The following is a 21007-nucleotide window of genomic DNA, read 5'->3' as shown; positions in this document are numbered from 1 at the left end:
ATCTATATGGCAAAAATTAATAAAACTGATATCCTGATTGAATTAAAAGACTATCTTTTAATTTCTATGGGAATTATGTGTTATGCAATGGGTTGGGCAGCATTTTTGCTACCTTATCAAATTACAACCGGTGGAGTAACCGGTATTTCTGCAATTATTTATTATGCAACAGGTGTTCAAATTGAAATTACATATTTCATAATCAATGCCTTTCTATTAACAATTGCACTGAAAATTCTAGGCCCGAAGTTTAGTCTGAAAACAATGTATGGAATCTTTTCGCTGACTTTCTTTTTGTGGCTATTCCAGCATGTAATAGGAAAAATGCAAATTCTGGGTCCCGGACAAGACTTCATGGCATGTGTTATTGGTGCTTCATTGTGTGGATTAGGATTAGGAATGGTATTTGTTAATAATGGTAGTACCGGAGGAACAGATATTATTGCAGCAATAGTCCATAAATACAGAGATGTTACTTTTGGAAGAATGATTCTGTATTGTGATATTGTAATCATAACATCGTGCTACTTTGTTTTTTATGACTGGAAGAGGGTTGTATTTGGTTTTACTACATTGATAATAATCAGCTATGTGCTGGATTTGATTGTAAACAGTGCCCGTCAATCTGTTCAATTCTTTATCTTCTCCAAACATTATGAAGAGATTGCTGAAAGAATTATCCAGGATACGCACAGAGGAGTAACCATTCTTGATGGTACCGGATGGTATAGCAAAAGCCCGGTTAAAGTTGTTGTTGTATTGGCTAAAAAAAGTCAGTCTATCGAAATATTCCGATTAGTAAAAGACATAGATCCAAATGCTTTCGTATCGCAAAGCTCGGTTATTGGAGTATATGGAGAAGGATTTGATCCTCTAAAAGGAAAATAATAATTAATAAACATCAATCATACACTAAATAATATATCAATATGAGTGAATTTGGTGACTGATGAACCTAAAAGTGAGGGATAAGTGATCGATTAATAGCCGATATATTTTATCCCTCACTCTTATATATCCCCCTTTAATAAGGCCTTTCAATAAAATAAGTGATGGATGTGAGGGATGATTTTACTTTTTATTATGAATAGGCAATAATTTCTCTCACTAAAAATTAAAGAAACAAACAAATGAAAAATAAGCTTGTATTTGCTACAAATAATAAACATAAACTGGAAGAAGTTTCGTTTATACTGAAAGATCAGATGGAAATACTTAGTCTGAAAGATATAAACTGCGATGTAGATATACCCGAAACTGCAACTACTTTAGAAGGAAATGCATTACTTAAGGCACAATATATTCATGAAAACTACGGCTTAAACTGTTTTGCTGACGATACCGGTTTAGAAATTGAGGCGCTTAATAATGAACCTGGAGTTTATTCGGCCCGTTATGCAGGAGATGATAAAAGTTCTGAAGCTAATATGCTGAAAGTACTTGAAAAGCTGGAAGGAATAGAAAATAGAAAAGCTCAATTTCGCACAGCTGTATCTTTAATCATTAATGATCAGGAATATCTGTTCGAAGGAATCATAAAAGGAAATATAATCAAAGAAAAACGTGGAAATTCAGGCTTTGGTTATGATCCTATTTTTGTTCCGGAAGGATATGATAAGACTTTTGCTGAATTAGGAAACGAAATAAAAAATAAAATTAGTCATCGTGCGTTAGCTATAAATAAGCTATGCAATTTCTTAAAAGAGTATGACTATGAAAAAAATAATTTTTAGTCTTCTATATTTCCTAATAACATCAGTTACATCAGCTCAAATGGCAATAGGAGAGTGGCAAGCTCACCTGGCCTATAACAATGTAACTCAAACTGCACCTGCAGGCAATTTAATATATGCTGTTAGCGATGGTGCTTTGTTTTCTTATAATACAGAAGATCAAAGCATTAGTTTATTTAATAAAGTGAATTTATTAAGTGATACCGGCATCAGTTATATTAAATACAGTAGTATACACAATACTCTTATCATTGTCTATAAAAACTCCAATATAGACCTACTTATAAACGAAAGTATATATAATATTCCTGACTTCATGAATAAAACCATGAGTCAGGATAAAACACTTAACAGTATAAATATTGTAGGTGACTATGCTTACTTCTCAACTAATTTTGGTATTCTTATTCTAAACCTGAAGAAAAAAGAAATATCCAATACATACGTCTTAAATAAGAAAGTATATTCTTCTGTTGTTAAGGACAATGTAATCTATGCTGCAACAGCAGATGGTTTATACTCCGGTAAACTATCAGATAACTTATTAGATGTTAATAATTGGGTGCTTTCTAATGCAATCGCATTTAATCAACTAGTTATATTTGAAAATAAGATTATAGGAAATCAACCAAACTATGGGATATATTCTTTTGATAGCAACTCACTGGAATTAACTAATATAATTAGTGGAAACTTCTCATATATGGAAGTTTTCGATAATAAACTTATTGCTGGTAATGGTAACTCAATAGCTATATTTGATCATTACAATTCTGTAAAATACATGGAATTAGATGATAATTTCAACCATTTATCTTATACAAAAAGCAATGATTTATATTGGGGTAGTAATGGAGATAAAGGTTTGAATGGTTATAAACTAAACAATAATAAATTAGAAAAAACAGTTTCTTCAATCATACCTGAAAGTCCAAAAAGAAACCTTCCATACTATATGACATTTACCAATAACAGATTATTGATATGCGGGGGAGGAATGGATTATGACCGGCTAAATAATCCTGGAACTATAATGATGATGGAGAATAATAAATGGTATAATTTCCAGGAAGAAGGAATTAAAGAAGTCACCGGATTAGATTATAAAGATATAACTTCCGTTATTCAAGATCCTAATAATCCGGAACATCACTTTGCATCTTCTGGAGGAGAAGGAGTATATGAATTTATGAATAGGAAGTTCGTTAAGCTTTATAGTATAAACAATAGTTCTCTGCAAACTATTTTTCCAAAAGAATCATATAAATTAAATTATGTAAGAACAAACGGATTGCAATATGATAAGAATCACAATCTGTGGGTACTTAATTCTTATATAGATAGTGTTATCAATGTTTTAAAAGACGATGGAAAATGGATTAGCTTTTATCATCCTGAATTGGTAGGAAAACCTACTTTCGAAAGAATTATCTTTGATAAAAGAGGCTGGGCATGGATTACTTCTATGAGATATGAACCCGGTGTATTTTGCTTTAATACAAACGGCACTTTAGAAGATACCAGCGATGATAAAACTAAGTTCATAGGTTCCTTTATTAATCAAGATGGGACTAACTTAGGAAGGCTAAAAATACTATCTATTGTTGAAGATAAAGATGGAGCAATATGGATAGGAACAGAAAAAGGTCCTATCGTTATATATAATCCTACTAATTTTTTCGATGATGATTTTTATTGTACCCAAATAAAAGTACCCAGAAACGATGGAACTAATCTGGCAGATTTTCTTTTATCAAACGAAAGGATTAATGCTATTTGTATAGATGGTGGCAATCGTAAATGGATAGGTACTGAAAGTAATGGTATATTTTTATTGAGTAAAGATGGACTTGAAACCATACATCATTTTACAACTGAAAATAGTCCGTTGTTATCGAATAAGATTCAATCATTAGCATTAAATCCAAAAACAGGAGAGTTATTTATCGGAACAGATCAAGGACTTATTTCTTACATGAGTGATGCCACGGAAGGAGAAAATACCTTCTCTGAAACCGCACATGCATTTCCCAATCCAGTTAAACCTGATTATACCGGCTTAATAACAATTACAGGTCTTATACGTGATAGTAATGTAAAAATAACAGATATCAATGGAAATCTTATTTTTGCTGGAAATTCAGTAGGAGGACAGTTTACCTGGAATGGAAGAAACTCTAAAGGCAAGAAAGTAGCCTCAGGTATATATCTTGTTTTAGCTGCAGATGCTGAAGGAAAAGAAGGTATAGCAACTAAAATTCTTATCATTAAATAAAGTATCTAAAATTGCTTAACCTTATGTCTAGTTTCAGTAGCTATACATTATTAGTTATATGAATAAAGCGGTGTTGATAACATGTTAATATCAACACCGCTTTATATATTTATAAGTTATAGAAAAACTACAAACCTAATTTTTCTGATACTTCAAGCATTCTTTTTATTGGTTTAACCGCTTCTTTAGCTACAGCTTCATCCACTTCAATGGTTGGCCATTCGTATTTCAAGCAATTATAAAGCTTCTCAAGAGTGTTTAAACGCATGAAGTTACATTCGTTACAACCACAGGTACTATCGATTGGAGGAGCAGGGATAAAGTTCTTTTCAGGGCATTGCTTACGCATTTCATGAATAATACCTGATTCTGTAGATACAATAAAGTTCTTCTTATCAGATTTAACAGCATATTTAAGTATTGCAGCTGTAGATCCTACAAAATCTGCAAGAGCAAGAACAGCACCTTTACATTCAGGATGAGCTAAAATCAAAGCATCCGGATATTGTTTCTTCAACTCCACAATCTTTTCAACAGAGAATTGTTCATGAACATGACAAGCACCATCCCATAACAACATATTTCTGTTAGTAACTGAATTAATATAATTACCCAAATTCCTATCAGGACCAAAGATTAATTTTTCGTCTTTTGGGAAACTTTCAACTATTTGTTTTGCATTAGTAGAAGTTACTACAATGTCTGTTACAGCTTTTACAGCAGCTGTGGTATTCACATAAGAAATAACCGTGTGATCAGGATGTTCTTTCACAAACTGTGCAAACTTATCAGCAGGACAGCTATCAGCAAGTGAACAGCCAGCATTTAAGTCTGGTACTAATACTTTCTTATCAGGACAAAGTATCTTTGCTGTTTCGCCCATGAAATGAACTCCACAAAGAACAATTATATCAGCTTCTGTTTTTGCAGCCCATTGAGCAAGAGCCAAACTGTCTCCTACGTAATCGGCTATATCTTGTATATCGCCTGTCTGGTAATAGTGAGCCAAAATTACAGCATTCTTTTCTTTTCGTAAAGAATCAATAGCAGCTTTTAAATCTATCGACTTATCGACTGATTCATCTGCAAATCCTTTTTTCAACCATTCTTCTTTATACATTATATTTATATTTTATTTTCTATTCTTTAATTAAAAAATCTAATGTTAGTAATAATAGCCTGTTAATAGTGTTGGTAAATAAATAGCTTTTTATTTGCTTTTAAAGTTGTTAGTCTAGTGAATAAAGTTATTATGAGTTTATAAACAAGGTAAAATATATTCTTATTGTTGATTATTAGCTATATATAGGAATAATATTATTCTAATTAACTACCTGTTGATAATGTGCAAAGTTAAGAAGTTTAATAGAATTTGTTTCTAAATTCTAGGTAAAAAGATGTTTAAATATGCATATAAACTTTTAGCTAACTTATTTGGATTGTTTATTCTGAATATTACATAAATGATTTTATGAAATATCCTAGTTTTATTTATAAAAATGTTTTCTCTTAGTTTTGACAGGTTTTAAACGGTTATAAACACCGTATTGTTAATTGTGTTATCTTTGCATCTGAATAAATAATTAATAGTATGCGCAAACTAAAGATTACGGAACTTAACCGAATAAATGCAGATGAATTTAAAGAAGCAAAGAAACTCCCTTTAATAGTAGTTCTTGATGAAATACGTAGTTTACATAATATAGGTTCTGTGTTTCGCACTTCTGATGCATTTAGAATAGAATCAATTTATTTGTGTGGAATAACTGCTACTCCTCCACATCCGGAATTACATAAAACGGCTTTGGGAGCAGAATTTACTGTTGATTGGAAATACTTCAAGAATACACTGGATGCTGTTAATAAGTTGAAAAGTGATGGATATATTGTTTATTCTATAGAACAAGCCGAAGGCAGTACAATGTTGAATGATCTGAAATTGGATCAAACCAGAAAATACGCAATTGTTATGGGTAATGAAGTAAAAGGAGTTCAGCAAGAGGTTATTGATAACAGCGATGGTTGTATTGAAATTCCGCAATATGGAACTAAACATTCATTAAATGTATCAGTTACAACAGGTATTGTTATATGGGATTTCTTTAATAAACTTAAATTTGACCGTTAGCCGCCAAAGTGATAACTCTTTCGGTTAACGAGTCATCATTGATTGCATCATATTCTTTTCTCAAACTCGCTCCGAATAAACTGGCAAAAGTCTGATAGAATCCGGCTTTGAAACTACCCATAAAAGCTTTAATAATTTCATAAGAAGACTGGTTGCATTCCCTGTCAATAAGTTTAATGAGCAGTTTACCCTGTGAATAAGATAATTTCTTGAATTGAGCGGTATACTGTTCTTTCAAACCTTTTTCCACTCTTTTCACATGTGCTTTCCTCTCTTTTTCAGTTGGTAAAGTTTGTAAGTATTCGTATGTTTCAATAATAGTATTATGGATCATTATTGAAAGTGGGAGTACTTTTTTTACGTTATAAACCAATCGGTAATAATCACGCCATTCTTTTTGAGATTTGAATTTTAGCGGAGGATACACATATATATTACGAAGTTGAACGAAAGGAATAGTATCTCCTTGATATACGCAGGCTTCCACCCACTGAACAGCAGGTTTAGTTTCTAAATTCTGAGCTTTTGCGTGAGAAAAGTTCAGTAGTGCGAAACATGCAATGATCCCTATTTTACACTTTCTTTTCACAGCTACAAAATTAGTGCATTAAATTTAAAACCAAATCATTTTTAGATAAATATTTTTGTCTCTGTTTGCACGTATATATAATTTAACTTACCTTCGCGCCCTGTTATATATTTTTTATTAAAAATTATAAATCTAATCTATGAAATACATCTCATTAAGCGCTCTTATATTATTTACAATATTTACTCCGTTTAATACTTGCAAAGCTCTGGATTCTGATCGTTTTATAAATACTCGTGCATACTCTATGGGTAATACTTCATCGGTATTACCTGGTTTTACAAATCCTGCTTCACATGGTTTTCTTTCTTCCCGTTCTTTATCCTTAGAATATATAAACAGGTATGGAATTAAAGAATTATCATCTTTTGCCGGTATAGTTAATTACCCCAATCATTATCTCAATACAGGTTTATATATTTCTAAATATGGATTTGACGCTTATAATGAAACTATGGTTGGCCTCAATTTCTATAAACAGTTATCGAAACTGATATGTTTAGGAGTCAGAATGAATTATTCAGGCATTCATTATTCTGACGATGAACCAGATGTTGCTGCTTTTACAGGTGATATAGGAGTTTTAGTTCGTCCTGCAGATATTCTGAACATCTCTTTATTAATAGTAAACCCGTTAAGAACTGAATTAAAAATGGGAGAGGAGATTGCCCAGCTTCCTAACATTCTCACTATGGGAGTAAGTTTTCAACCGGAAGAACTGTTTTTATTAACAGCTGAAATTGAAAAGGATTTCGCTCTTCCTGCTATTTATAAATTTGGAATTGAATATGAGCCCATAAAAGAGTTGAGTGTCAGAGCTGGGATGTGGACAAAACCTTTCACACCCAGTTTTGGAGTAGGATTAAATCTACAACCTTTTACTCTTAATATGGCTTTCAGCAAGCATCCTGTCCTTGGTTTTAATTCTTGTTGCGGATTACAATTTAATTTTTAGAGGATGGGATTAAATAATAGAAGAGTATATCTTATAACTCTGTTAATATCTCTGTTTAGTTTGCCGCTTTGTGCTCAGACCGAAACAACATCGGAATGGGAGGATGTTACTGAACAATTAGCAATGGATAATGATGATGAAGAGAAAGACTGGACAAATAACCTGGAAGATTTGGTTTATTTGAAAGATAATCCTTTAAATCTAAATAAGATAACTAAAGAACAACTGGAATTATTTCCCTTCTTAACCGATCAGCAAATAGAACATTTACTCTATTATCTGTATGTTTCGGGTCCGATGAAGACTATTTATGAACTGCAGATGGTGGAGGATTTCGATAGACAGACTATCCAGTATCTACTTCCTTTTGTTTATGTTGGCGAGGTTGAAGAGAAAAGTTATTTGTTACGTTGGAAAGATATACTGAAATATGGAAAACATGAGTTATTAACTCGTTTAGATATTCCTTTATATCGAAAGGAAGGATATCGCAATCACTCTGATAGTTTATTAACAGAGAATGTTAATAAGCAGTTTATAGGTAATTCTTACTATAATAACCTTCGATATGGATTTCATTATAAAGACCTGTTATTCTTAGGGGTTACAGCTGAGAAAGATGCAGGGGAGCCTTTTCTACAATCGGTTAATAACTTAGGATATGATTATTGTTCATTTTACTTTTTGGCACATAATATTGGTAAGTTCAGGACAGTTGCTTTAGGTAATTATCGGTTGAGTTTTGGACAAGGGTTAGTTATTAACAGTGATTGTTCATTAGGAAAAAGTTCTGCAATTGCCACTATGGGATATAAATCTACAGGAATAAAAAAACACTCTTCAACCGATGAGTATAATTATTTTCGGGGAGTGGCTGCTACCTATCAGGAAAATGATTTTTCATTTACCGGTTTTTATTCATATAGGAATTTGGATGGAATAGTTACCGATGGAATTCTTAACTCTATTAAAATAGATGGGTTGCATCGTATTCCACGTGAGATTGAACGGAAGAATGTAGCCAATATTCAATTGATGGGTGGAAATGTTGGTTATTCCCACAAAAATCTGAAGATGGGTTTCACCGGAGCTTATTACTTCTTTGATAAAAACTATATTCCGGATCCAAGACCTTATAACTACTATTATTTAAAAGGAAAGGAGTTCTTTAATCTGGGTATGGATTATAAATACAGATGGAATAAAGTTTATTTCTATGGTGAAACGGCAATTGGAAAGGGTGGAGGGATAGCTTCTCTTAACACAGTTAGCTTTTCTCCGTTGGCAGGTTACCAGCTTCTTTTAATGCAAAGATATTATGCAAAAGATTACCGTGCCTTGTATGCCCGTTCTGTTTCTGAAGGAAGCACTGTACAAAACGAAAACGGATACTATTTAGGAATAGAAGCTAAACCTGTAAAATATTGGAAATTTTTTGCTTATGCTGATATCTTTCATTTCCCTTGGTTGAAGTATGGAGTTGATAAGCCATCATCTGGTTTTGATGGTTTAATACAGGCAACTTATATGCCTAAAACAAATTTGACAATGCTATTTCGTTATCGTTACAAGGTAAAAGATAAGAATTATACTCCAGATGGATCGGATACAAAAGAGGTGCGTCCGTACATTCAGCAGAAGGCTCGCTATCAGGTGGGCTATTTATTGCAAGATAATTTATCAGTTAAGCTAACGGCCGACTGGGTTTGGGTTAATCCTAAAGGAGTAAAACCAAACCATGGATTTATGCTTCTTCAAAACTTCTCTTACAAGCTTAAAGAGCTTCCTCTTCGGTTTGATGTTTATTACGGTATGTTCGATACAAATGATTATGCTGCACGAATAACTTCCTACGAGCGTGGTATGCTTTATGCTTTTTCCATGCCATCTTTCTATGGAAAAGGAGTTCGTTTCGCAGTTAATGCCAGATATGATTTCAATAGAAATCTAATGATTATGGGCAAGTTTGGACAAACAAGATATACCGATAGGGATGAGATTGGTTCGGGGCTGGAAACAATATACGGCAATACAAAATCGGATATCAATCTTCAGTTGCGTTGGAAGTTTTAAATGTAAATAGATTCGTTTCCCATCTTTAACCCTTATCTTTGCATCAACTTTTTAAAAACATATATCATGCCGACTGTTATTTTTCCTTCACCAATTTTCGGCCCTGTTCATTCTCGTCGCCTTGGTGTTTCTTTAGGAATAAATCTTTTGCCTTCCGATGGAAAGGTTTGCTCTTTCGATTGTATTTATTGTGAATGTGGAGTTAACGCTGAGCGACGCCCTAATCAGCCTCTGCCTACACGGGAAGAGGTACGTACAGAATTAGAAAAGAAACTAAAAGATATGCAAGTAAATGGCCCTTCACCCGATGTGCTTACCTTTGCAGGAAACGGAGAACCTACTGCTCATCCTCATTTTCCGGAAATTATAGATGATACAATCGAATTGCGAAACCGTTATTTCCCTAAAGCTAAAGTGAGCGTGCTTAGTAATTCTACATTTATCAATCGTCCGAAGGTTTTTGAAGCACTGATGAAGGTTGACAATAATATATTGAAGCTTGATACTGTAAGTGTAGATTATATTAAAATGGTTGATCGTCCGAACGGAAATTATGATCTGGATGCAATTATTGACCGCTTAAAGGCATTTAAAGGCCATGTAATCATTCAAACTATGTTTATGAAAGGAACATGTTATGGCGAAGATGTTAATAACACAGGAGACGAATATGTGCTTCCCTGGCTTGAAGTGGTGAAATCAATAGCGCCTTCTCAAGTGATGATCTATACAATTGACAGAGCTACGCCGGATAAATATCTGGTTAAAGCAACTCGTCTGGAACTTAATCGTATTCTTGATTTGCTTAAAAGCAATGGTATTTCTGCTACTGCTTCATATTAAGTAGATTTGCCGTCAATACTAAGCTAATTATTGCCCGGCTTTTTAGATAAAAGTATAGAGTAAAAATGGAAAAGGTGTATAGTAAATAAATACTATACACCTTTTCTAAATTATAATAGCTTTATTAGCTTATTTATGGTGAATTATTTGCTTAATATCTCTTTAGCTCTGTCTAAAGCAATATTAATGTGGCTACAAATATTCTCTTTTCCTAATAAGTCATTGAAGCCCGATTTTTCAAGAACCGCATGTACCTTTTCGTTTACACCCGAAAGAATGATCTGACTTCCTTCTTTCTTTGACATACGACAAAGGCTTGTAAGGTTATGGATACCGGTAGAATCAATAAATGGAACTTTACGCATACGGATAATACGAATCTTAGCCCTGTCGTCCATCTGAACCATCTGCTCCTCGAACTTATTTGCAATACCAAAGAAGTAAGGACCATTAATTTCATACACCTCAACTCCCTCAGGAATGGTTAAAGGTTCTTCGTTTATGGCAATATCCAGTCCGGCATTTGGGTCTATTTCGTCAGTGATAACCGAAATGTTTGTGGTTTCTGCAACACGTCTCATAAACAATAAGCAAGCGATAACAATTCCTACTTCAATAGCTACTGTCAAATCGAAGATAACAGTGAGAAAGAAAGTAATAAGTAATACAGCAACATCCGATTTTGGGTTTTTCAACAGCTGACGGAATGTTCTCCATTCACTCATGTTATAAGCCACTATTACCAATACTCCGGCAAGACAAGCCATAGGTATATGTTTGGTAAGCGGGCCAAGACAAACTAGGATAAGTAAAAGTACCACAGCATGAATCAATCCCGCTACAGGAGACTTACCACCATTGTTAATATTGGTCATTGTACGTGCAATGGCTCCCGTTGCAGGTATACCACCAAATAATGGAGTTATAAGGTTGGCAGCACCCTGAGCTATTAATTCCTGATTGGAATTATGTTTATCTCCCGTAACACCATCGGCAACGGTTGCTGAAAGTAATGATTCAATAGCACCTAAAACAGCAATTGTTATTGCAGTTGGGAAAAGTGCCTTAATTACTTCCCAAGACATATTAGGAACCTGAGCATGAGGTAGCGAAGCATTGATAGTAAAACGGTCGCCAATAGTTTCTATTGAAGTGATACCTGCATAAGTTTTCAGGATATAAGCCAAAACCGTCATTAAAACAATGGCAACAAGCGATCCTGGAATTTTCTTTGAAAACTTAGGAGTATAAATAATAAGAAGAATACTAAGCAATCCTACAACTGTTGGCCATATACTTATTGTGATGAAATTCTGGAAATATGCAATCCATTTAGAAATGAAGTCGGCAGGAACAATGTGCATAGATAATCCAAATAAATCCTTTATCTGTGTTGTGAAAATAGTTAGTGCAATACCACTGGTAAATCCTACTACAATAGGGTAAGGAATAAATTTAATAATTGTACCTAATTTAAATACTCCCAGCAGTATTAATAAAACTCCGGCCATAATAGTTGCAACAAGCAATCCTTTTTCACCATATTGTTGGATAATACCGTAGATAATAACAATAAAAGCTCCTGTAGGTCCACCAATCTGAACTTTACTTCCGCCTAAAAACGAAATAATGAAACCGGCAATAATTGCTGTGATAATACCTTTTTCAGGTGAAACGCCAGAGGCAATACCGAATGCGATAGCCAGAGGAAGAGCAACGATGCCGACAATAATTCCGGCCATTAAATCAGAAAGGAACGCCTCCTTTGAGTAATTTTTCAAAGCATCGAAAAGCTTTGGTCTGAATTCAAATGTTTTCATTGAATATATATGTGTGTATAGTTAATTTCGCTAAATCCTTAACTAATTAAGTAAGAGAGCACAAAAGTATATAAAAAATGTGAATAGGGGGTGTTTTTAAACATATTAATTATTTGTATCAACTTACAATTATTCTTTTATAGATCATTTAAATTACCAGTTTGAATACATTTTATGAATAAAAAAAGTATATTTGTACTTCAACGAAGTATATAATATAATTTACTAATTTAATAAATTCAATTATGGTTAAAAGTATTAAAGGCACACAAACGGAGAAGAACTTAATGCAATCATTTGCTGGTGAATCTCAGGCAAGAATGCGTTACACTTATTTTGCTAGCGCTGCAAAAAAAGAAGGATTTGAGCAAATAGCTGCTATTTTTACTGAAACAGCAGATCAGGAAAAAGAACATGCAAAACGAATGTTTAAGTATCTGGAAGGTGGTATGGTAGAAATCAATGCTAGTTTCCCTGCAGGAGTTATTGGCCGTACAATAGATAATTTACAAGCTGCAGCCGCCGGAGAATATGAAGAATGGTCTTCACTTTATCCGGAATTTGCTGATATTGCTGAAAAAGAAGGCTTTTATGAAATAGCAGCAATGTATCGTAATATATCTGTTGCAGAAAAAGCTCACGAAGAAAGATATCGTGCTTTCGTGAAGAATATCGAAACTGCTTCAGTTTTTGCTAAAGAAGGAGAAGTGTTATGGCAATGCCGTAATTGTGGTTATATACATGTTGGAAAAGAAGCTCCAGAAGTTTGCCCTGCTTGTTTACATCCGCAAGCTCATTTTGAGGTTAAGAAAGAAAATTATTAATTCATACTATATGGATTGCAAGAGCCGGATAAAATTTGTATCCGGCTTTTTTTGTTTTACGATGCCATATACATTAAATTTTGATCATATTTTCTTAGAATTTAATGTTAATCGAGAATTCTTTTTTATCCTTTTTATCCTCTGTTTATTAGGCTATTTAGAACCTTTAATTCTCTAATAACAAATTATCCCCCTCTAAGCAACATTTAAATACCCTGGCTTAACTAATATACCATTCAGCCTTAACAAAAATTCGATAGTTATAACTTAATATAAGCTAGCTTTGTTTCGGTTCATAGAATCAAAAAAATAGAAAATTAACCAATAAACAAAGTACCATGAGAAAAACATTTATTGAGAAATGCATAAATGTTCATTTATGTAGATTTGCAATGGCATTACTATTCCTCTTGCCTGCAATCAGTAACCTCCGGGCTAATCCTCTTCAAGACAACAAAACTGTTTCGGGAGTTGTGATATCTGCTTCAGATAATCAACCCTTAATTGGCGTAAGTGTTTTGGTAAAAGGAGCAACAGTTGGAACCATGACTGATATCGACGGAAAATATTCTTTAAACGTAAAGAATGGAGCTACTCTTATTTTCAGTTATATCGGTTTTGTAAAACAGGAAATCTCCACATCAGGAAAAAATGTGATTAATGTCACAATGAAAGAAGATGCTCAAGCATTGGATGAAGTTGTTGTTATCGGCTATGGTGTTCAGAAGAAAAAACTGAGTACCGGAGCAACTCTTCAGGTTAAAGGCGATGAACTGGCAAAGATGAATACAACCAGTCCACTTCAGGCATTACAAGGTAAAACACCGGGTGTGACAATTTCTTCAACTTCCGGACAACCAGGATCTGATATGAAAGTTGTTGTTCGTGGTTTAGGAACCGTAGGTAATTCCGGACCTCTTTACATTATTGATGGAATAGAAGGTGATATTTCGGTATTAAATGCTTCTGATATCCAATCAATTGATGTTTTGAAAGATGCTGCTTCAGCTGCTATTTATGGAGCACAGGCAGCCAATGGTGTTGTGTTAGTAACAACTAAGCAAGGTGCCAGTGGTAAAGGACAAGTAGCATTTGATGCATATTATGGTGTGCAGAATGTTGCCCGTAAAGCTAAATTGCTGAATGCCGAAGAATATAAAAGCATTATGGATGAGCAAGCTTTAAATTCAGGTTCTTCCGTCTTCGACTGGAGTTCAATGGGAGAATTAGCCGATACAGATTGGGTAGGCCAAATGTTTAAAGATGATGCTAAAACAGAAAACTATTCAATGAATATAAATGGAGGTTCAGATTCATCTGTTTACTCTCTATCATTGAATTATACTTCTCAGGAAGGTGTTGTGGGTGGTAAAGATGTTTCTAATTACGAACGTTATGGTTTCCGCATTAATACGGAAAATAAGCTCTATAAGAATGTATTAAAGGTTGGTCAGCACTTAAATTTTAATTATATAAAGAATACAGGTGTTAGTGTTGGTAACCAATACAACAACACACTTCGTGGAGCATTTGTAACTTCTCCTCTTTCTCCTGTATACAGTGATAATAATATCTATGGCAGTCCATACAACGATACAAGTAATTCTGCCTGGTATAATGGAGATGGTAATCCTTACGGATCAATGATGACTACAGTAAATAATAAGAATGATAACCAGAAATTAATGGCTGACGTTTATGCAGAATTAGAACCAATAAAGAATCTTAAGTTTAAATCTACTTTTGGTATTAATTATTATGCATCTGAATATCGTAGCTTTAAGCCACTTTATCAGTTCTCAGTGTATACTTATAACAAGGAACATACTACTACTACACAGAATATGAGTAAGGGACATACACTTACATGGACAAATACAGCCAGTTATGATTTTACGATTAATAAAGATCATGCTTTTAATGCTATGATTGGTATGGAAGCTGTTCGTTATCAAGGCACATATTTATCTGCTTCTAATTGGAATCTATTATCTCAATTCAATGATTTCTCTCATGCATATCTTGATAATACAACAGGTAAGGCATACATTGAATATAATGACGATGGAACTGTAAAAGGTGTTGTAGATACTAAAACAGTTAATGGTAAACCCGAAAATATATATCGTCGTGTTTCTTACTTTGGACGTCTCGGATATAATTTTAAAGAAAAATACATGATTAATGCTACATTGCGTGCTGATGCTTCTTCTAAATTCGCTTCAGGCCATCGTTGGGGATATTTCCCATCAGTATCTGCCGGCTGGGTTATGACTAATGAAGACTTTATGAAATCTACAAAGAATTGGCTCGATTTCTTAAAAGTTCGTGCTAGCTGGGGACAAGTAGGTAATCAGGATATAGATGATTTTCAATATGCCGCTCCTATTAATACTTCTACAGGTTATTCAAGTAGTAATCCTGCTGCATATTATGTATTTGGAACTGGAGGAACAAATGTTGCCGGTGCATACCCTAGCCGTTTATCAAATGAAAAGGTTAAGTGGGAAACTTCTGAACAGACTAATATTGGTATCGATGCTCGTTTCTTGAGCAGCCGTTTGGGAGTAAATGCAGACTTTTATGTTAAGACAACCAAAGATTGGCTAGTAAAAGCCCCAATTCTTGCAACTGCTGGTGCAGATGCTCCTTATATAAATGGTGGAGATGTAAAGAATACAGGTATTGAACTTGCTTTTAACTGGAATGACCATATTGGTAAACTAAATTATAATTTAGGCATTAATGGTGCATATAATAAAAATAAAGTAGGAAACATACCTACAGTAGACGGTATTATTCATGGTTCAACAAATATGCTTTATGATAACTCTGAAGAATTTTATCGTGCACAGAATGGACATGAAATAGGATATTTCTGGGGATACAAAACTGCTGGTATTTTCCAAAATGAACAGGAAATTTCAGATTGGAAAACTGCAGGGAATGGAATTCTGCAAGCTAATGTTAAACCTGGCGATGTAAAATATGTAGATGTGAACCATGATGGTACTATTAATGCTGATGATAAAGCTGATTTAGGCAGTGGTATGCCCGACTTTACATTTGGTTTCAATTTAGGCTTTGATTACAAAGGATTTGACTTTTCTGTAAATGCCAATGGTGTATTAGGTAACAAAATTGTTCAGTCATATCGAAATCATACAAATAAACAAGCAAACTATACTACAGCAATACTTAATCGTTGGACAGGTGAAGGAACTTCAAATGAAATACCTCGCGTAACAGAAACCAATATTAACTGGCAGTTCTCTGATCTTTATTTGCACGATGGTGATTATCTCCGTATCAGCAATATTACATTAGGTTATGATTTTGCTAAGTTGATTAATTGCAAATTTATTAGTCAATGTAGACTTTATGCTTCTGTTCAGAATGCATTTACCTTTACTAAATATGATGGAATGGATCCTGAAATTGGTTATGGAACAGATAAATGGGTATCAGGAATTGATTTAGGTTACTATCCACGCCCAAGGACTTATCTGTTCGGAGTTAATCTTAAATTCTAACACTTAAAACAAGGAATAATTATGAATAAGTTCAAATTAAATATACTGGCATTAGGGGCTTTGAGTATCAGCTTCTTTTCTTGCTCCGAAAGCTTTATGGATGTAGAACCACAGACGTCTATCCTTGATCAGAACTTCTATAAAACAGAAGCAGATGCTGAGATGGCGCTGGTTGGTTGTTATGATGGTTATCAACGTACTTCTTCCAATGGTAATCAATCTTTTTATGTAACCTCAGAAATCCTTTCCGATAATTGTTTTGGAGGAACAGGTAATACAGATGGTCGTGGTTATCAGGCTTTGGATAGATTTGATATCTCACAATCTCCTTCTGATAATAACATATTTAATGGAACATGGGGCGATTATTACGCAGGAATTTTCCGTTGTAATACTTTATTGTTAAAATTACCAAATATTGCTTCATGGGAATCTACAGATGAAGCTGTAGTGATTAAAACTCGTAACCGTATTGAAGGTGAAACCAGATTCCTTCGTGCAATTATGTATTTTGATTTGGTTCGCCTTTTTGAAAAAGTTCCTTTGTTAACAGAACCAACTACTGATAATGTTACTCAGGCAGATCCAGTTGAAACATACAAACTAATAGTTGCTGATTTAAAATTTGCCACAGAAAATATTCCTGCTGATGCTTATCCAAAGGCTAAGGCAAGTGAAAATGATGGCCGTGTAACCAGTTATGCAGCAAAAGCAATGCTTGCCCGTGTTTATTTATTCTATACCGGATACTATGGAAAGGATGATTTAGGTGTCACTAAAGCCGATGTTCTTGCTGGTTTGGAAAGTATAATTAGCAGTAATGAATTTTCTTTAGTTTCGGACTATAAGTCTCTTTGGCCTGCTGCAAGTTATGTTGCAAATGCTACAAATAACACATTAGATAAATCAGGTTATGCAGGAAAAGGAAATGTAGAAACAGTCTTTGCACAGAAGTTTAATAATACTCAGAATTATAATGGAATGGTTGATGGTAACCGTTGGTTAGTTATGATGGGTATGCGTAATACAAACTGGTCTCCTTATGGAAAAGGTTGGGGGGCATGTACTGTAAATCCAAAATTAGTAAAAGCGTATACTTCTGATGATAAACGTAAAACAGCTTCAATAATTGACATAGCAGGAGAAGGTATTGAAAGTAAATATGATATTAAAGACCAACGTGAGTATACCGGTTATTCAGTTAAGAAATATACTCCGACTGCACTGCCTGATGGGACTTCTGATACAGGTGGCGAAAATGACTTTCAGATTTCTCAAGATCAGGATTTCGTAGTAATTCGTTATGCTGATGTATTGTTGATGGCTGCTGAGTTGGGTTCAACTAATGCACTTAGCTATTACAATATGGTACATACCCGTGCTGGTTTAACTGCAAAGACTGCTGTTACAACTGCTGATATTTTGGAAGAACGCCGCTTTGAGTTTGCTTTCGAAGGACTCCGCTATTGGGATTTGCTTCGTCAGGGACTTAATACAGCAGCTTCTACTATTGCACAGACTCAAAGTGTTTTGAGTGGTAATGCGGATGATTCTGTTGTAATAACTGCTGAAAAGATTACTGCTACAAGAGGATTTATGCAGATTCCGAACACACAGATAACACTTTCTGCTGGTGTATTGAAACAAAATGCTGGTTGGAAATAACTTTAAAACGATACTATTATGAATAAGATATTTAAACTATTTACTTTATTAGCCACTGTGGCAATAATGTTTACCTCTTGTTCACCTGATGAATTTTCTTTGGGAGATAAAGATGTAAAGACCGAGGATCTGGTAGAAGGCATTGCTTATAAAATAGAGCATGATGCGACCAATCCAAACATTATCTATTTAACAAGTTTGATGGGGAGTGAGTATACTCCGTTATGGAATCATCCACAAGGACGTAGTCAGGAAAAGAAAGTTACCCTGAAAATACCTTTTGCGGGAACTTATGATGTTCAGTTTGGTGTAGAGACTCGTGGTGGTGTGGTATATGGCCAAAAAACAACTTTTAAAGTTGATAATATGTATGCAGGCTTCATTAGTAATGAGTTATGGACTTTAATTTCAGGTGGTGCAGGAAAAGAAAAAACCTGGTATCTTGATTTGGATGCAAATGGTGTAAGCAGATTTTTTAAAGGCCCTCTTTACTTTTATGGAACTGATGATAGCTGGACTACTGTTACTGACGGACAAAAGGTAGAAGGAGATTCCTGGAACTGGAGTCCTGACTATAAAGGTAATACATGGTTAATGAATGCTGCTGATTTTGGTTCAATGACATTTAGCCTGAAAGGTAGTGCATCTATTACTGTTAACCATAAAACTATAGCTAACCGTGGAACTGAGACAGGTAATTATATGCTTAATACAGATAATCATACTTTAACTGTTCAGGATGCTGCTATTCTGCATGATAGTAACCGTGATGGAGTTGTAATTAATTGGGGAGATATTAAAATTATGTCTTTAACAGAGAACACAATGCAATTGGCTGTTCTTCGTGATCCAGCTCTTTCCGGTGAAGGTGCTTGCTTGTTAGTTTACAACTTTATTTCTAAAGATTACTTTGATAGTTGGGTACCAGGTGAAGTGGTCGAACCAGAACCTACATTACCTAGCGGATGGCAAACCGATATATCACAGACTGTCAACAAATCTGTTAAGTGGGTACTATCTTCCGATACTCCTTTCAACTGGGCCAATCTTGATGGTTCTTTGATGAATACCGGATGGACATCTGCAGATAAGTATGATAGCTGGACAGGATTTAATGCTGCAGCGGCTAGTAATTACGCAGACTTCTCATTAACTCTTAATTCAGATGATAAGACTGCTACTTATGTTGCTCCTGACGGAACATTAACATCTGGTACTTATACATTGGATGAAAAAGGAACTTATACTTTTAATGGTTTCAAACCTAGCTTCGTTATTTGTAATGGTTCGATAACCCTTTCTACTACAGATGCTAACCAATGGCGTATCACAAAGATAGAGAAAGACGCTGCCGGTAATGTTTCCGGAATGTGGGTAGGTAAACGTGACGCTGTTAAGCCGGAATATATGGTTTATCATTTAATTCCTCAGGCAGGAGGCGCAGAAGTCGATCCATTGAAAGCATGGAAAAAAGCTCTTGTTGGAAAGACTTTTAAGCCTGACACAAATCAGTTTGTAGACTGGATTAACTTTGATTTATCAGGCGGATGGACAAGTGCTTCAACCTTTGGTACTGATTTTACTTCGAATGGTTGGATATGGAATGAAAAGACCAGTATCATTGCTAAAAGCGCTAGCATTAAATTTGAACTTGCCGGTTCTGATATTAAAGCTATCTTAACTCAGGATGTATATGATGCTGACGGAAATCTTACTACTGCCGGATATTCGGTAACTGGTAAGGTGACAATTAATCCTGATGTACCATCAATGACATTTGAATTCCCACTTGTTAATTATACAGGAAGTGCCGGAGCCTGGTTAAATACATCTAATGCTAAAGGTGCTTATTATACAACACCTCTTGGAGCTAACGAATGGCTCTTTATATCTCATGGAGGTTCTTCTCTTAGTACTATTGATACCGGTGGATTCTGGTTGGGTGCTATATCAAATGCGACTGCAGCTGGTGATACAAAAAATGAAATTTTAGGATTCCATTATGTTTTAGCAAATTAATAACTAACACTAAAAGAGGTTACCTTGAAATGTTAGGTAACCTCTTTTTAAAATATTAATTTATGAAGTCTTTTTCACTTTATATATTTATTTCTGTCTGTTGTTTACTGATTGTTGCTTGCAGCAATAAGAAGACACAGAAAGAACAGAAAAAAGAGCAATTTGAGAATGCTTTTAATTCTGTTGAAGAGCTTCAGGAAAAAGCTTCTGAAGATACAGCATTTGCCAAATCGAAGGAATATGCTACTCAGATGGAGAGAGCCTGTATTGAAATGGCTAAAAAGACATCTGATATGAACACTAACGAAAAGTTATTGCTGGAATTTGAAGTTGCACTGAAAGCTTTGAAACAAAGCACTGACAGAATTAAGGAAAATCCTCAGCTGGCTAACGATGCTTCGTTTATGGAAAAGACTAAAGCTAAGGTTGATAAAGTTCGTGAATATCAGCAAAATTTAAAAAAGGCTCAGCTGAGCTCTGTAGAAGAAAAGAAGTTCTACGAATTGTGTCATCAATAATAATCATTGATTGTTTAATCAATAAAGAATAG

At 34.4% G+C, this 21007-nt stretch carries 15 protein-coding genes; 12 read left to right on the top strand and 3 right to left on the bottom strand.

Going from position 1 to position 21007, the window contains the following annotated elements; all coding sequences use genetic code 11:
* The first annotated feature begins 6 nt into the window (after positions 1-6).
* The 3 genes from BUC21_RS06425 (at position 7) to porZ (ending at position 4008) form a co-directional block, all read left to right on the top strand.
* Positions 7-888 carry a YitT family protein gene (locus tag BUC21_RS06425; protein ID WP_073400379.1) on the top strand — a complete coding sequence of 294 codons (882 nt, stop codon included), beginning with the start codon at positions 7-9 and terminating at the stop codon, positions 886-888.
* Between the two features lie 242 nt (positions 889-1130).
* A complete protein-coding gene (locus BUC21_RS06420) occupies positions 1131-1733 on the top strand; it encodes a non-canonical purine NTP diphosphatase (protein WP_073400377.1) in 603 nt (200 codons plus the stop codon).
* Positions 1714-4008, top strand: coding sequence for a type IX secretion system anionic LPS delivery protein PorZ (porZ, locus tag BUC21_RS06415; RefSeq protein ID WP_073400531.1), 2295 nt, complete (start codon positions 1714-1716; stop codon positions 4006-4008). The genes BUC21_RS06420 and porZ overlap by 20 nt, the downstream gene beginning before the upstream one ends.
* Positions 4009-4135: 127 nt before the next feature.
* On the opposite strand, the gene nadA is transcribed toward porZ, so the two are convergent.
* Positions 4136-5128: a quinolinate synthase NadA gene (gene nadA, locus BUC21_RS06410; protein WP_073400375.1), complete on the bottom strand. Its 993-nt coding sequence runs from the start codon at positions 5126-5128 to the stop codon at positions 4136-4138.
* A gap of 471 nt (positions 5129-5599) precedes the next feature.
* Here nadA and BUC21_RS06405 point away from each other — a divergent pair, with 471 nt between their 5' ends.
* Positions 5600-6136: an RNA methyltransferase gene (locus BUC21_RS06405; protein WP_073400373.1), complete on the top strand. Its 537-nt coding sequence runs from the start codon at positions 5600-5602 to the stop codon at positions 6134-6136.
* Here the strand turns inward: BUC21_RS06405 and BUC21_RS06400 are convergent.
* On the bottom strand, positions 6120-6680 hold the full coding sequence (locus tag BUC21_RS06400; RefSeq protein ID WP_394332750.1) for a DUF4294 domain-containing protein: 561 nt from the start codon (positions 6678-6680) through the stop codon (positions 6120-6122). The genes BUC21_RS06405 and BUC21_RS06400 overlap by 17 nt on opposite strands.
* 184 nt (positions 6681-6864) lie before the next feature.
* On the opposite strand from BUC21_RS06400, the gene BUC21_RS06395 reads away from it, so the two are divergent.
* The 3 genes from BUC21_RS06395 (at position 6865) to BUC21_RS06385 (ending at position 10596) form a co-directional block, all read left to right on the top strand.
* Positions 6865-7680, top strand: a complete 816-nt coding sequence (locus BUC21_RS06395; RefSeq protein WP_073400369.1) for a hypothetical protein — start codon at positions 6865-6867, stop codon at positions 7678-7680.
* Positions 7681-7683: 3 nt separating this feature from the next.
* Complete coding sequence (locus tag BUC21_RS06390; RefSeq protein WP_073400367.1) at positions 7684-9753, top strand: helix-hairpin-helix domain-containing protein; 2070 nt, start codon at positions 7684-7686, stop codon at positions 9751-9753.
* Positions 9754-9819: 66 nt separating this feature from the next.
* The gene (locus BUC21_RS06385) at positions 9820-10596 is read left to right on the top strand and encodes a radical SAM protein (protein ID WP_073400365.1); all 777 of its coding nucleotides are present in this window, start codon (positions 9820-9822) and stop codon (positions 10594-10596) included.
* A 143-nt stretch (positions 10597-10739) separates the two neighbouring features.
* Here BUC21_RS06385 and BUC21_RS06380 read toward each other — a convergent pair whose 3' ends face one another.
* On the bottom strand, positions 10740-12416 hold the full coding sequence (locus tag BUC21_RS06380) for a SulP family inorganic anion transporter (protein ID WP_073400363.1): 1677 nt from the start codon (positions 12414-12416) through the stop codon (positions 10740-10742).
* A gap of 245 nt (positions 12417-12661) precedes the next feature.
* On the opposite strand from BUC21_RS06380, the gene rbr reads away from it, so the two are divergent.
* The 5 genes from rbr to BUC21_RS06355 all read left to right on the top strand — a co-directional run bounded on the left by rbr (position 12662) and on the right by BUC21_RS06355 (position 20975).
* Positions 12662-13240, top strand: coding sequence for a rubrerythrin (rbr, locus tag BUC21_RS06375; RefSeq protein ID WP_073400361.1), 579 nt, complete (start codon positions 12662-12664; stop codon positions 13238-13240).
* A gap of 338 nt (positions 13241-13578) precedes the next feature.
* The gene (locus tag BUC21_RS06370; protein ID WP_073400359.1) at positions 13579-16773 is read left to right on the top strand and encodes a SusC/RagA family TonB-linked outer membrane protein; all 3195 of its coding nucleotides are present in this window, start codon (positions 13579-13581) and stop codon (positions 16771-16773) included.
* A gap of 21 nt (positions 16774-16794) precedes the next feature.
* A complete protein-coding gene (locus BUC21_RS06365; RefSeq protein WP_073400357.1) occupies positions 16795-18438 on the top strand; it encodes a RagB/SusD family nutrient uptake outer membrane protein in 1644 nt (547 codons plus the stop codon).
* An 18-nt stretch (positions 18439-18456) separates the two neighbouring features.
* A complete protein-coding gene (locus BUC21_RS06360; protein WP_073400354.1) occupies positions 18457-20457 on the top strand; it encodes a hypothetical protein in 2001 nt (666 codons plus the stop codon).
* A 62-nt stretch (positions 20458-20519) separates the two neighbouring features.
* Entirely contained in the window at positions 20520-20975 is a 456-nt protein-coding gene (locus BUC21_RS06355) for a hypothetical protein (protein ID WP_073400352.1), read from the top strand.
* The last annotated feature ends 32 nt before the right edge of the window (positions 20976-21007 follow it).

The sequence above is a fragment of the Bacteroides luti genome (genome assembly GCF_900128905.1).
Lineage (GTDB): Bacteria > Bacteroidota > Bacteroidia > Bacteroidales > Bacteroidaceae > Bacteroides > Bacteroides luti.
The sequence above is the reverse complement of the archived record's forward strand: the minus strand, read 5'-3'. Positions and strand labels throughout refer to the sequence as shown.